Origin of the sequence: Nocardia sp. NPDC005998, from assembly GCF_040614395.1 — a bacterium.
Classification (GTDB): Bacteria; Actinomycetota; Actinomycetes; order Mycobacteriales; family Mycobacteriaceae; genus Nocardia.
Genome location: NZ_JBEXUI010000013.1, coordinates 166,127 through 180,477, shown reverse-complemented (window position 1 = coordinate 180,477; position 14,351 = coordinate 166,127). Strand labels below are relative to the sequence as shown.

The window sequence follows — 14,351 nt, the reverse complement described above, 5'->3', positions numbered from 1 at the left end:
ATTCGGGACAGAGGTATTGGGCTGATTGCGGCTTGCTCAAACATAACTAGTTACCGACAAGTCGGGTGTAGACCTTGGTAGGACGGATCCGCACGTACCTACCGGGAGGGGTTTTGCGCAACGAGTTGGGCCGGGGTCTCCGTGAGCTCGCGAGTAAGAATGGCGACATTTCTGAATGGCGGCCAATTCATTTCGATCTCGCCCTGGCGCGGGACCGGTCGGCATTATCCGCGCTCTTGGCCGCCACGACCGTGCAACGGGTACATGACACGGTTCGCGAACAGTTGCGTCAGCTCATCTCCGCGCGAGACCCCGCCTGTTCGCGTGCCGAAGTGGACCGGCGCGCGCATCGGCATCTGAACGGCAAGGAATCCACGGAGTACGGCGTGTGGGTGTGGTATCCGTGGTCGGGCGATCTCGTACATGTGTTGCCCGAGATGGAGTTTCGGGAGGTGCGCACGGATCGCAACCGCTACTGCATCACTCCGACGGAACAGCAGCGGCTCGCACGCATGCGGATCGGTGTGGTCGGGCTTTCGGTCGGCAACGCCGCGGTGCTCACTCTGGCACAGGAGGGGATCGGCGGTTCGTTCAAGATCGCGGACTTCGACCGCCTCAGCCTGTCGAATCTGAACCGCATCCGCGCGCGCGTGGCCGACCTCGGCATAGCGAAGACCGTCATCGCGGCCCGGCAGCTCTTCGAGATCGATCCGTATCTGCGAATAGAACTGTGTCCGAAGGGAATTCGGCCAGAGGCCATCGATGACTTCCTGCTCGGCGGCGGTGGTCTCGATCTGCTGGTCGAGGAATGCGATGATCTGCCGACCAAGGTGCTGCTCCGGGAGCGGGCGCGCGTCCACGGCATTCCGGTGATCATGCAGACCGGCGATCGCGGCCTGCTCGATATCGAACGCTTCGATGTCGAAGCGGATCGGCCCATCTTCCACGGTCTGCTCGGTTCGGTACGGGCCGAAGAGCTTCGCGATCTCAGCGCGGCGGACAAGGTCCCGTTCGTCCTCGAAATCCTCGACGCGGACCGGCTCAGCACCCGCGCGGCGGCATCGCTGCCCGAGGTCGGGCAGACGATCGGCAGTTGGCCACAGCTCGCCTCGGGGGTGGCACTCGGCGGCGCAATAGTCGCGGATGCGGCGCGGCGACTGCTGCTCGGCGAGCCGGTCGGGTCGGGACGCTACTACGTCGATCCGGCCGAACTGATCGATGCGAGGCACCGAACCCATCACGAACCGGTCTCCGCCACACCACTATTCGCGATCGCCGACGAGGCGCAGGCGGCCCCGTCGCTGCCACCGGAACCGGCGGAGCGCGGCACGTTGTCCGACGAGACAGCGCGTTGGATCGCGGCCATGGGCGCGCTGGCGCCCTCCGCACACAATGCCCAGCCGTGGGCGCTGACCTGGCATCGCGACGACGCCATCCTCGAATGCCGCCACGACTCGACCCGCGACCTGCCGAGCCTCGACTTCGCACACGGCGCAACCTGGGTCGCCTTCGGCGCGCTATTCGAGAATATCGACTTGGCGGCCGGACATCTCGGTCTGCACACGCGAATCCGAACCTGGCCGCGGCCGAATGACACTCACCTCGTCGGCACGGTCGAACTGTCCGTCGCACCGGAATTCGAGGCCTCGCCGCTCGTCGCGCAGATCACGGCGCGGATCACCAATCGGCGTCGCGATACCCGTCGCCCGCTCGGTGCGGGGGTGGCGCAATCGCTGGCCGCGGTCTGTGCCGAATCCGGCGGTCACTTGCAACTGCGCTGCGAGCGAACGGAGTTGGCCGAAATCGGCGCGCTGATTGGGGCGGGCGACCGGATCGGCCTGCTGAACCGGGCCATGCATCGCGACGCGATGGGCGGCTACCGATGGACGCCCGAGGAGGTACGGGCCAAACCCTATGGGCTCGATATCGCCACCGCGGAACTCACCGCGGCCGAACGCGCGGCACTGCGGCTGCTGAGTCAGTGGCGCGTGGCGCAGTGCCTCGCCGATATCGGTGGCGGACGGGCACTGGAAGACCTTTCCCGCGGCACGGTGGCGAGCGCTGCCGCGGTGGGGCTGCTGACGGTGCCCGGTGTGTCACGCGAAAGCTATCTGCGTGGCGGTCGCGCCATGCAGCGGATGTGGCTCACCGCGACGGCGGAAGGCATTGCGCTGCAACCGATGACGGCGCTGCCCTACCTCTTCGCCCGACTCGAGCGCGGCGGGGGCAACGGTCTGTCCAGGCACGAACAGGCCGAACTCCGGGAGCTGCGCGACCGCTATCGACGGCTGTTCGAGACCGGGCCGGATCATGCCGAGGTGCTGCTGTTCCGGCTCGCCTACGCGGGACCGCCGACGGCGCGCTCAGTGCGTCGTCCGCTGTGTCAGGTACTCGAATTCGTCTAGGCGTGGTACGTCGGGTGGTAGTGCTCCCATGCGGCAGCAAGCGCTTTGCGCACATCCGCCGGAAGGTGTTCGCGGATTTCGGGGCACAGGTGAACGCTGGCCCCACAGTCATCGCACCAGACCCGGACCGTCCGCGCATCCTTGGCGACCGCTGCGGCAATCCAGTCGACCCGCATATTCTCGTGGTCCAGTGTGGCGACCCATCTGTCGCCGTACCCATCGACATCTTGGTGAATGGCGTTGACCACCGTCACCTTGAACATGGGCGCGGGCTGCGTCCTCTTCTTCGTCATTGCGGTATACCTCCGGCCCGGCCGAGCAATATGTTCGTGCGACATCGAAGTAACCTCCCGTCGAGCGGGTGTAGCAATCTTCGGGTAACCGGATTGCTTCGCGGCGCAGGAGCTAAAGGTAACTCCGCTTGACGTGCCCGGCAAGGATCGATTTCGGGCTGAAAGCGGAGGGAATCCGCTGGTAAAGAGAACGCAAAGCCTTTGCCCTATTGGCGGTATGGTGCGGCGGCCGCCCGTGCCGCTGCGGTGAACGCCTGCCTGATCTGTGGCCACAGCAACCGATCCACACACGAGTACTCCGGGAAGAATCCGGCGCAGTCCGCCGTGTCCGGGCCGATCTCCATGACCAGCGCCGCCATCCCCAGCGCGCGGTAGGCCTGGTCGATGCTGGTTCCCGAGATCGGATAGCCGACGGTATCCAGGGAGGTGCCCGAGGTGAAACCGGCCGGTGCGATCTTCGCGGCCAGATTCCGCAGTCGGACGCCGTCCTCGGGTGTGGTATCCGCTGCCGTGATCACGAAATTTCCGAAGGAGTGCAGGTCGATGAGCAGTCCGGTGGCAGTGTCGGGGACGTCGCCGATGCCCGGCCCGCCACGCTGATCGGCGAAGATCGCCGACATCAGCCCTTCGAACGCCCGCGTCTCCGGTTCGGACGCCGCAGCAACACCCCGGTATTCCTGCGCGCACGGGTCCGCATCGGCGCCCTCCGCACCCCACCGCCCGGAAAAGTTCCGTTCCAGATCCACTCCGCGACCGATGCCCAGATCCTCGGTCGTGCAGGTCGGTCCGGTGTCGTCGACATTCTTGCGCTGGAACCCGGGACGGCCCTCGGCGGCGGAGACGATGTCAACACCGTCTGGATCGGCAACCGGCACGATCCAGACCTCGGTACTGTCGAGCACCGAGGTCGCCTCTGGGTCGATACCGTAGCCGTCGGCGAGGTAGTCGATCCAGCGCCACATCAGCTCGCCGGTCGTGATCTCGCGGGCGTGAATCTGGGCGAACAGCAATAGCTTCGGCTTGTTCGACACCGTCGACAACGCACATCCGTCGGGTCGAACCGGCCCGAACCCGGCCTTCGCGATGGCCTTGACCGGTACGGGCGCCTGCGCGGTACCCGTCAGGCAGATCGCTTGGAGCCGATGTCCACCGCGTTCCTGTGTCGCCAACCAGGACTCGCCGATGTCATAGACCGTAGCGATACCCGGATAGGTGCGGCCGACGGCCTGCGCGTGCGACAGCATATCGGCAGCGGTGTGGTATCCGCCGTAATAGGTCTGCGCCCCAGCGCTTCCCGGAACAACCAACCCCGATAGGCACAAAGCCGCGATACCGGTAGCCCACCAACACAATACGCGCATAGGTCCTCCCCTCCCTATGCCCTCCACCTTACGCTGTCCGCAAACCCGGCCTCCCGCACCGGGTTCCGGCGCTGGTCATGGACAAGGAGTTGGGTAAGAAGGGGATTCGGGGTCGCGACGTCGCAGCAGTGGCAACCGGATCGAGCGCTCGGCCGATCGCTCGCTGAGCGCCGACCACCCGTCGCGGCGCAGGTGGATCCAGGCGCCGATCAGCACCGCGAGGAAGGCGATGACGTAACCGTTGATCAGCACCTTGGTGATCGGCCACCACGGAGGCAGCAGGAACACCCCGATCGACACCCAGGTTCTGCTCCAGTGATAGGTCCACGCGGCGGTCGCGGCGAACAGCACCGCCGCCGCGACCCACCAGCGCCAATTGTCCCGCGCCTTGTGCACCAGATAGACCAGCAGCGGCACGAACCACACCCAATGGTGTCCCCAGGAGAACGGCGATACCGCACAGGCGGTCAGACCGGCCAGTGTGATCGACAGCAGCCGCTCACCGCGCTGATACAGCGCCGTGGTGACGACCAGGCTGGCGATCGCGATCGACCCCGCGACGAGCAGCCACAGCCACATCGGCGCCGGCCGATCCAGCAGATGCGCGATGACACCGCGAATGGATTGGTTGGCCGGGTGGGTATCCACCGCGATCCGATTGGACTGGAAGAACGTCGAGGTCCAGTACTCCCGCGAATCGGCGGGCAGGATGACCCAGGCGAAGGCGATGGAGGCGAGGAAGGTGACGCATGCGGTGATCGCCGAACGCCATTGGCGCAGGGCCACGAAGTACGCCACGAAGTAGATCGGGGTGAGTTTGATCCCCGCCGCGAGTCCGACGCCGATGCCGCGCACCTTCCCGTAGTCGTCGCGCAGCGCGTCCAACAGGATCAGCAGCATCAACACCAGGTTGATCTGCCCGAAGTAGAGCGTTTGGCGGACGGGTTCGATGAACACGCAGGTGGCCGCCAGCAGGACACTGATGACGACCAGCCGAGTGGTGATCCGGTACCCGAGCAGCCGCCAGCTGAGCAGCACACAGCCGATGAGCACGCCCAGGTTCAACACCAGCCAGGTGTTCGTGACGTACCCCCACGGGACCAAATAGATCGGCACGAACGCGATGGTGGAGAACGGCGTGTAGGTGTACAGCAGCCCGCGCATGGTCGGCTCGGTGTACAGCGGGATATCGTGCACGATCCGGAACGCACCGTCCCGATAGATGTGCACGTCCAGCCCGCCGACCAGGAACCCGCCCTTGTCCAGGAAGGGATCGATGGTGGTGAACAGCAGGATCACCGACAGCAGGGCGCTCCCGGCGAGGATGTATATCGCTGGGCCCGTGCGCGGAAACTCCAGCTTCCGGGTGTCTCGCACCGCTTCGCTATGAAAGCGACAGTGCCGACGCGGAACTGATGGTTCTGGATCCTGCTGAGTGGTAAGACCTCATCACTGGACCGATCCATCCCTTCGTTCCCACACCTGATACCCGCAGCGGTCGCCAGTTATTAACGTACCTAATGACCCGAGCCTGCATCATGCCCCGAAGTCTCCCGGGCTGGCAAGCGCCGAGATCATCGTTGTCTGCTCGCCCTGGCCCGCCTGCGCTCCGCCTGTAGTTCGGCAAGTTCTTGTTCGAGCATCTCGGCGATGCGGAACTGTCCGGTGTCGTGGATATCGGGTGTGCGAACGACCTGAAGGTGCGGATCCGGATCGGCGGGCGCGTTGCCCTTGCCCCGGGTGTTCTCGGTCGACCTGCTGTCCTTGCGCCCCTCGAGCGAGCTGGTCTTGCGCGCTACCGCCGAGGACGAACTGTTCCTGCGCAACGTCGACACCACCGATGGCTTGCCCTCCGAGACGGGAGCGGACTCGGCGGCAGCCGGTGCCGCCTTGCGGGCGGCTGTCTTGGCAGGTTGCGGGCTCGCCGGTCGGCTCTCGACCTTGGGCACGGGCGCAGTCTCGGCGGCGGCGCCCGATTGATCGGATGGCGGAGCGAAGGGGTTGTTCTTCGCGACCACCGGCGCGACCGGTTCCTTGGCGACCGCGGGGCGGCTCTCGGGCTTGGCGGGCGTCGCCCGCTGCTCCGGTGCCGTCGGCGCCGAATTGCCCGGCGCACTGCCGTTCTCGGCCCCGGCGCGGCCATTGCCGTTGCTCGCCGCTCGGCGCGTATCGGGATCGATCTCGGCCACGGTGGCCGGATCACCCTGTGCGGCAGTGTCTTCCCCTTCGGCCGTTTCGGCCGGCTCCTCGACCTCGGCCTCTTCGGCCTCCACGATCGCTTCGACTTCCAGCTCCGCGTCCTGGTTCGCGGTGGCCGCTCGGGACACCTGGGCCGACTCCGCGGACTCCTTACCCGATTCCGACGCCACCAGGGCCGCGAGCGCATTCGCGCGGTACGTGGTGATCGTCGGGAGCTTTTCCCGGATCTGCTCGGCCGGATCGGGTAACTCGCGAACCTGCTCGGTGGCCCGGTAGATGGCCAGGCCGTAGCGGGCGCTCGCGGCATCGTGGATGAGCAGGGCGACACCGATCATGACCGGCGCGACCGCGTGCACACCGGTCTCATACCATTCCCCGTCGCGCAGGTACGGGTAGGTGTTGAGGGTGACCGTCAGTGTCAGCAGGGCGATTTCGGCCGCGGCGACCTGTCGGCGGTTATCGATGACACCCCATTCGGCGACCTTATTGGTGCCGACCATGATGATGATCAGGCAGACACTGATCATCGCCTCGATGAGATAGCTGAACCAGTACAGCGGATCGCCCGGCCCGCCCGGTGCGATGTTGTGCTGCACATTGACCGCGGACCACAGCATGCCCGCCGCCACCACACCCGCCAGCGCGCGCAGTGACCATCCACGGTGCCGGTACAGCGACGCCAGTTTGGCATGCGGGCTCGACTCCCGCCGCTGCGCCGCAATTGCCTTGCGGGCTACCAGTAGATCTCTGATATCGGCCTTCTCGATCGCTTCGGTGGTATGCCTTGCGCGGTCGGCCGCGGCGGCCGCGGCCTGAACCTGTTTCCATCGCTGCGCGCGATCCTCGCCGCGAATCTTCTCGGCGAGCTCGCGTTCGGCGATCAGCTCGTCCTCGGACAGCGCCTCGGTGAGCGCAGGATCGAACTGATAGGCCAGTCGCCCTCGGGCCCGCTCGACCCTCCTCGCGAGCTGTCCGACCTCGTCCTCGATGGGATGATGCTCGATGGTCAAATCGACTCCCCGCGGGAGAGATTCAACGGCGGACAAATGATCACGCGTGGGAACGGCACCAGACATTCATAGTCGATGTACCGTTGCCAGCGAAACTGTCAATTTGCCGTCGCTGGGTTGTGTCGCGGCGCGCCGCGCGCGACACACGCATCGCAGGTTTCGATTTAACGACGATTTAGTACTCGCGGACGCCGTCCCGCGGCGCGATGACCACGCGGTTGAACGGCCTCGGTGCGCTGCGAACCGGATGTTTGCCGCCAGCAAACAGCCCGACCAGTCGGTTCATTCAAGGGGTGTCGCAATGATCGGGCGTGTCGCCGCCAACCGGTCGATAGGTCAGGCGAATTCGGATCTTCGCCTCGGGTAGGCCACGAACGAATGCGGCGAGATCCATTGACATGCGGCCATCATCCCGCTGCTCGGCCGCGAAAGTTTGCGATCAGGCCGCGGCCGACAAAGCCTCGCGCCAGTACCAGGTGTCGGTGTACTGATGCAGGGCGAGCAGCTTGCCGTCGGCAATATGCCAGATGTGGGCGAATTCGGCGGTGACATGCTTGCCGGTGGCGCGGGCCGTGCCGCGATAGTGGCCGGTGACGATGACGGTGTCGTACTGGCCGTCGAACCACTCCTCGGCGAACGGGGCGATCGCGAAGTCACGGAATACCGGCCCCCAGATGCCCGCGAGTGCCGCTTCCGGGCCATGCGCCTGAGTGACCTCGACGCTGGGCATTCCCGGGGCCACCCAGCCTTCGAAGCGCGGATGCAGCGCCGCCAGAATCGCGGCGGCATCACCGGATTGCGTTGCTTTGTAGAACTTGTCGACTACATCTCGATTGCTCATGAGCCCATATTAGAAGGATCATTCTAAATCAACCAGAGGGCAAGGCCGGTGAGCCGTAGCACAGCAGTGGCCCGCCGACCCGCGCACAGGGCGGGGCTGGATGGCTACGCTCGGTTGGATGATCCTCCGCCATGTGACCGTGGATTGCGCCGATCCGTATGCACTTGCGACGTTCTGGAGTGCCGTCACCGGATGGCCGATAGCCGAGGAGGACGGGCCGGGCGCCGACGAGGCCCTGGTCGAATCACCGTCCGAAGTTCCCGGCCTGTTGTTCCTCCGAGTACCCGAGGACAAGACGGTGAAGAACCGGATCCACTTCGACTGGATGCCCACCGAACGCAGCCGTGACGAAGAGGTGCGCCGGATCCTCGACCTGGGCGCAACACTCTACGAGGACCATCGCAGCGCCGATGGGCTCGGGTGGGTCACGCTGCTGGATCCGGAAGGCAATGAGTTCTGCGTCGAGCGGAGTGCGGCCGAGCGAGCGGGCTGACTCAGCGCCGAACTCCCGAATCCGTTGGCGCGGTGCGGATTCGGGATCGCAGGGCGAGGACGCCGACGGCGGAGCCGATCATGGCGAGGCCGACGACCCACAGTCCGGCGCGCTGGGTGCCGGTCAGATCCTTCAACGCGCCGGTCACGTACGGTGCGACGAACCCGCTGACATTGCCGATCGAATTGATCAGGGCGATACCGCCAGCCGCGGCGGCACCGGAGAGGAATGTGCTCGGCAGCGCCCAGAAGGTGGGCAGCGCGGCGAGGACACCGACCGCGCACACGGTGACCGCGACCATTGCGGCGAAGGGATTGCCAAGATACAGCGCCGCCGGAATCGCGAGCCCGCCGACCAGCGCGGGCAGCGCCACATGCCAGGCCCGCTCGCCCGTCCGGTCACCGTGCCTGCTCCACACCACCATGACAACGGCGCCGATCACGTATGGGACCGCATTGATGAGCCCGCGTTGCACCACCGAATAGTGGGTGCCGTACTGCTGTTGGAATCCGGTGATGATGGTGGGCAGGAAGAACCCGAGCGCGTACAGGCCGTACACGATGCCGCCATAGATGAGGGCAAGGCCGAGCACACGCGGATGGGTGAGCGCCTTGCGCACCGTCCAGTGTTCGATGCGTGCCGCCTGCTCGGCGTCGAGTTCGGCGGTCAGCCAGTCCCTTTCCGCCGGTGTCAGCCACTTCGCCTGTGCGGGTCGGTCGGTGAGGAAGAACCAGGTGACGACCGCGAGCGCGATCGCGGGCAGTCCCTCGACCAGGAACATGAAACGCCAGCCGCTGAGTCCGAAGACACCGTCGCCGTACTGGATGATCAGACTCGATACCGTCGAACCCAATGCGGTCGAAATCGGCACCGCCGTCATGAACAAGGCGACGATTCTCGCGCGCTGGGTCTGCGGAAACCAATAGGTGAGATACAGCAGGATGCCGGGGAAGAATCCGGCCTCGACCACACCCAGCGTGAATCGCAGGATGTAGAGCCAGGTCTCATTGGGCACGAATGCCATGGCGGTGGCGACCACACCCCAGCTCACCATGATCCTGGCGATCCAGCGCCGCGCCCCGAACCGGTGCAGTGCCAGATTGCTCGGCACTTCCAATACGAGATAGCCGATGAAGAAGATGCCGGAGGCGAATCCGAACGCCGTTTCGGTCAGTCCCAGATCCGATTTCATCCCGCTGGGTCCGGCGAATCCGATATTGACCCGATCCAGGTAGTTGATGAAATACAACAGCCCGAGATACGGCACCAAACGAATCGTGACCTTGCGCAACGTCGCGCGGGACACCTCGGTCGTTCCACCCATCCGCGCACTCTCGACCCGGATCCGGTTCGGAGTCAAATCCCCACGCCCGGCGATACCGCTCGAATGTTCGATAACGGAAGCCGACCTGTCATGTGCGCGGAGCCGAGCGTTCAACCGGCAACCGTACCGTCGGGGACAGAGGCGAACGGAGATCACCATGCTCGATCCGCGACTTCGGACCCTGTGGCTGGCGAATGTGGCAGCGGGCGCCGCAGCGGTCACCGTGCGAACTCCGCTCTACGCGCACCCGAGAGTCGCCGATTCCGTTCGGGTGCGTCGGGATTCGATGGTGGCCACCGACCTCGAGGTGGTCACGGTGACCGATCGCTCGGCGATCCTGACCTGGACCACGCGCGCCCGCGACCGCTACGGGCGGACCCGCCCGGTACCCGCCGATACCGAGGTCAGGATCGCACCGGTCGACGGCCGGTTGTCGGCGCAGCCGCACTACCTGGACTCCCGGCCGACCGCCTACCACTACGCGGAACTCACCGGACTCGAGCCCGGCCGCACCTACCGGTTCGAGGCCTATTCGGACGGGCGCCGCGCCGTCCCCGCCCGCACCCTGGTGACCCGCCGCGCCGGAACGCCCGAATCCACCGGCACATTCACCACCGCTACCCCGCCGCCGGGACGGCTGCTGCACACCATCGCACTCGCCAACGATGTGCACTACGGGGAACACAGCAGCGGCCTGGTCGTGGCCGGACTGCCCACGGGTCTTAGCCACGATACCGAGCATTATCCGGACTTCATGCTGACGGCATTGCTCGATGATCTGCGCCGACCCGACCGCGCGGCCGATCAGCTGATCGTCGCGGGTGATCTCACCGATACCGGCACCCTCGAACAGTGCCTCGGCGTGCGCGAGCGGCTCGACGGGTGGGGTGTCCTCGGCCGCGATTACTTCGTCTGCCGAGGTAACCACGATAAGCCGGATGCGCACCGAATCGACCACTGGGGCAAGGTATTTCATGCTCGCCAGCGCTTGGTCGAGCATCGTGTCGGCGAACTGCGCATGATCGGCCTCGACACCACCCGGCTGCGCGGATCCGGCGGCACCATCGTGGCACCGCAACTGGCGCATCTGCGTGAGGTGCTCGCGGCCGACCCCGACCGACCCACCCTGGTATTCGGCCACCATCCGGTGACTTCCCATGCGGCGGTGAGCAATCCGGGTGGCCCCGGATTCGTCCTCGACCGCACGAATGCCGCCGCCCTGCACACCCTCTATCGCGACACCCCCGGCGTATTCCTGCACCACTGCGGGCACACCCACCGCAATCGCCGCAACCGTCCCGACTCCGGTGTCGATGTCGAATTCCTGGAAGTGGCGGCCACCAAGGAATATCCGGGCGGCTACAGTCTGCTGCGCCTCTACGAGGGCGGGTACACGATCAACTTCTACAAGACCCGCACCGAATCCGCCCGACGCTGGAGCACCCGCACCCGCCGCCAATACCTCGGCCTGCACCCCGATCACGCACTCGGCAGCTGCGCCGACCGCAATCACGTCGTACTCCGCGACTTCTCCGGTCTGCGGGCTGGCCGGTAGTTACGAGCGGCGCGGCTTCCACCGCCACCTGTGTGCACAAACGTGCTGAGTGCTGTATACGGGAACGGGCGTGATGTTCAGTGCGGCCGATTCGGGAGAGGTTGGGAGCCGATGGGTGTTGGTGGTCTTCGATTGGCCTCGGTTGTCGCCGCCGCGGCGGTGCTCGGGAGTGGGTCCATCGCGGCCGGAGTTCGTTCGAACGCGGCACCGGACCCGATCATTGCCAACGGTTCGGTGTTGGCGTCGGTGACGACCGAGGATGGGTCGAGGATTGCCGCGGTCGATATTCGTGATGCTCGCAATCTGACATTGACGGTGTATTCGGGAGCGATGGGCCGGGAGCTTTCGGTGCAGGTGCAGCGGCCTGCGGATACCGGTGCGGCGCGGCCGACGGTGTATCTGCTGGCCGGGGTGGATGGCGGCACCGATGGTTCGACGTGGGCCACGAAGACCGATGCCATGCGGTTTTTCGGCGATAAGAACGTCAATGTGGTGCAGCCGATCGGCGGGGCGTACAGCTACTACGCCGATTGGCGTGCGGTGGACCCGGTGTTGGGAGTCAATAAGTGGCAGACGTATTTGACTCGCGAATTGCCGCCGTTGATCGATGCGGCGCTGGGGACCAATGGGCGCAATGCCATTGCGGGGATCTCCACGTCCGGCACATCGGTGCTGTCGCTGGCGATTTCGAGTCCCGGGCGGTACAGCTCCGTCGGCGCGTTCAGCGGGTGTGCGCAGATCAGTGATCCGGTCGGACAGGCGTTCGTCGAAATGTCGGTGCGCAAGGGGCACGGAGATCCGGTGAATATGTATGGGCCGCCACAGGATCCGATGTGGGCGGCCCATGATCCGTATGTGAATGCCGAGGGGCTGCGCGGGTTGAATTTGTACCTGTCGGCGGGGAGTGGAATGCCGGGCCCCTACGACAATCCCACCGATCCGCATACCCAGACCCCGGCGGAAGGTGGGCTCCCGCTCCAGGTGACCATGGGCGGCGCCATCGAGGGAGCCACGGCCTGGTGCACTCGCAATCTGCGAGACCGGCTGAATCAGCTCGGCATTCCCGCCACCTTTGATCTCGAACCCACCGGCACCCATTCCTGGGGCTATTGGGAACGCGCGCTGAAGGATTCGTGGCCGGTGCTCAGCAACGGGCTCGGCGATATCTCCTGACTCACTCGTGCGCACCGCAGCTGCGCGTATCCACGTGACCGATCGCGGACAATCGGCAGAAGCACGAGGCATCGATCGGCACATCCGCCACGGCCGTGGCCAATTTCAACTGCTGGGCGATGATTCGGGCCTCCCCGGCCTTACCGAGGCGCGCCAGGCATTCGTGATAGCCGTGCAGACTCCAGACATTGCCCGGATGTTGGCAGGCGCGTGGCAGGGTGTCATCGAGCCCGAGATCGGCTCGGTAGACGGCCTCGGCCTCGGCAATGCGGCCCTGTTCGAGCAGTAGCGCGGCGTAGGCGTGCCGAGTCGGCTGCATCCAGCCCCACGGTTCGTCGTAGGGCAGATTGTCGTCGAGGTCGATGGCGCGACGCAGGGCTCCGAAAGCGCTGTCGTAATTGCCCTTTCGGTACTGGAGTTCACCGTCGAGCATGGCCGCGGCAATGGCGAGGATATCGCGGCAGGTGTTGTTGAAAAGGGTCCGGGATTCCGGAACTCGGTCGACCGCCGCGAGGAAGTGGCGCTGCTGCTCATCGGCCTCGGCGATGCGGTTGGTCGCGGCGTAGGCGACGCCCTTGGCGTAATGCAGCATCGCGACGCTGACGCAGTACAGCTCTTGATCTTTCGGCAGCGACAGATCGATGATCTCGGCCCATTTCCCGAACCGGATGAACGTATGGACCCACATCGACAGGAACCCCTCCAGCCAATCCGCCATCGGCGGCGACTGCACCCGCAGCAGCTCCTCGGGAATGGAATTCTCCAGCTGCGCAATGGTTTCCAGCGCCACCCGAGACTGCCCGAGGAACATCGCGCCATAGATTTTGAAGTGATAATTGTGCGCGCGGTAGAGAGTGTAGAAGTTGATCTCCCCCGCCAACCGGACATACTTCTCGTCCGCGGCGATCGCGGCCGAATTGGCGGCGACCACCGCACGGTAGTCACCACAGAGCACATCCAGATGCGACGGCATGTGCTCGAGATGACCCGCATCGGGCACCAGACCACGCAGCCGATCCGCCACCATCAGCGCGGCTTCCGGCGTCGGCGACATCTCCATCAAATGGATGTACAGATGCAGCACGCCCGGATGCGCGGGCCCCTCGGCGGTCCGTAACGCCCGCTCCAGCACGGCCTTGGCCTCCAGCGTGGCCGCCCCGTCGGCGGGCGCACCACTGCGCTGATCCCACAGCGCCCACGGCGTCTGATTCATCAGCGCGTCGGCGAACAGCGTCGCGACATCGAGATCATCCGGAAACCGCTGGTAGACGCCGCGCATGGCCGCGGCGTACGCGGCATTCCAGACCGACCCGTCCCCATCGGGCACCTTCGCCGGATACCGCGCGGCCAATGCCTCGATCAGCGCACGCTCGACCTGCGAGCCCCCGAGTTCGGCGGCCTTGCGGGCGGCGTCATGGGTCCGCGCGACCGTATCGGCCAACTCCGTCTCGTCGAAGAACTCCCACGGCTTGTTGTAATTCGGCCCCAGCGCATATGCCACCCCCCAGGCGGCCATCGCACACCCCGGATCCAGCTGTGCAGCCCGCTCGAAGCACCGCACCGCCTCCTCATGGTTGAAGGCATACGTCCAGATCAGCCCGCGATCGAACCACCGCTGCGCGGCAGCCGACGCCGTCGTCACCGGCCGCGCATAAGTTCCGAGATCGTAGTAGTCCACGGCCATTCTCCCGGGCTCG

General features: G+C 65.6%; 11 protein-coding genes. 4 read left to right on the top strand and 7 right to left on the bottom strand.

The genetic code is table 11. From position 1 onward, the window contains the following. Positions 1 to 74 precede the first annotated feature (74 nt). The gene (locus ABZ293_RS20170) at positions 75 to 2,405 is read left to right on the top strand and encodes an Rv1355c family protein (RefSeq protein WP_355182633.1); all 2,331 of its coding nucleotides are present in this window, start codon (positions 75 to 77) and stop codon (positions 2,403 to 2,405) included. Here the strand turns inward: ABZ293_RS20170 and ABZ293_RS20165 are convergent. From ABZ293_RS20165 to ABZ293_RS20145, 5 genes are all read right to left on the bottom strand, one after another. After that, positions 2,402 to 2,698, bottom strand: coding sequence for a hypothetical protein (locus ABZ293_RS20165; RefSeq protein WP_354958695.1), 297 nt, complete (start codon positions 2,696 to 2,698; stop codon positions 2,402 to 2,404). The genes ABZ293_RS20170 and ABZ293_RS20165 overlap by 4 nt on opposite strands. A 206-nt stretch (positions 2,699 to 2,904) precedes the next feature. Then, entirely contained in the window at positions 2,905 to 4,059 is a 1,155-nt protein-coding gene (locus ABZ293_RS20160; RefSeq protein WP_355182631.1) for a M14 family zinc carboxypeptidase, read from the bottom strand. A gap of 75 nt (positions 4,060 to 4,134) precedes the next feature. After that, positions 4,135 to 5,436 (bottom strand): glycosyltransferase 87 family protein, encoded by a 1,302-nt coding sequence (locus tag ABZ293_RS20155; RefSeq protein ID WP_355182629.1) that lies wholly within the window; start codon positions 5,434 to 5,436, stop codon positions 4,135 to 4,137. Between the two features lie 197 nt (positions 5,437 to 5,633). Beyond that, on the bottom strand, positions 5,634 to 7,268 hold the full coding sequence (locus tag ABZ293_RS20150) for a hypothetical protein (RefSeq protein WP_355182627.1): 1,635 nt from the start codon (positions 7,266 to 7,268) through the stop codon (positions 5,634 to 5,636). Positions 7,269 to 7,707: 439 nt separating this feature from the next. Further along, a complete protein-coding gene (locus ABZ293_RS20145; protein WP_355182625.1) occupies positions 7,708 to 8,109 on the bottom strand; it encodes a nuclear transport factor 2 family protein in 402 nt (133 codons plus the stop codon). A 118-nt stretch (positions 8,110 to 8,227) separates the two neighbouring features. Between ABZ293_RS20145 and ABZ293_RS20140 the strand changes: the two genes are divergently transcribed. Further along, a complete protein-coding gene (locus tag ABZ293_RS20140) occupies positions 8,228 to 8,602 on the top strand; it encodes a VOC family protein (protein ID WP_355182623.1) in 375 nt (124 codons plus the stop codon). Between the two features lies 1 nt (position 8,603). Here ABZ293_RS20140 and ABZ293_RS20135 read toward each other — a convergent pair whose 3' ends face one another. Then, positions 8,604 to 9,926: an MFS transporter gene (locus tag ABZ293_RS20135; protein ID WP_355182621.1), complete on the bottom strand. Its 1,323-nt coding sequence runs from the start codon at positions 9,924 to 9,926 to the stop codon at positions 8,604 to 8,606. A gap of 157 nt (positions 9,927 to 10,083) precedes the next feature. Between ABZ293_RS20135 and ABZ293_RS20130 the strand changes: the two genes are divergently transcribed. Both ABZ293_RS20130 and ABZ293_RS20125 read left to right on the top strand, forming a co-directional pair. Continuing rightward, positions 10,084 to 11,481: a metallophosphoesterase gene (locus ABZ293_RS20130; protein WP_355182619.1), complete on the top strand. Its 1,398-nt coding sequence runs from the start codon at positions 10,084 to 10,086 to the stop codon at positions 11,479 to 11,481. Positions 11,482 to 11,592: 111 nt separating this feature from the next. Next, positions 11,593 to 12,654 (top strand): alpha/beta hydrolase family protein, encoded by a 1,062-nt coding sequence (locus tag ABZ293_RS20125; RefSeq protein WP_355182617.1) that lies wholly within the window; start codon positions 11,593 to 11,595, stop codon positions 12,652 to 12,654. Between the two features lies 1 nt (position 12,655). Here ABZ293_RS20125 and ABZ293_RS20120 read toward each other — a convergent pair whose 3' ends face one another. After that, positions 12,656 to 14,338, bottom strand: coding sequence for a tetratricopeptide repeat protein (locus ABZ293_RS20120; protein ID WP_355182615.1), 1,683 nt, complete (start codon positions 14,336 to 14,338; stop codon positions 12,656 to 12,658). Between the last annotated feature and the right edge of the window lie 13 nt (positions 14,339 to 14,351).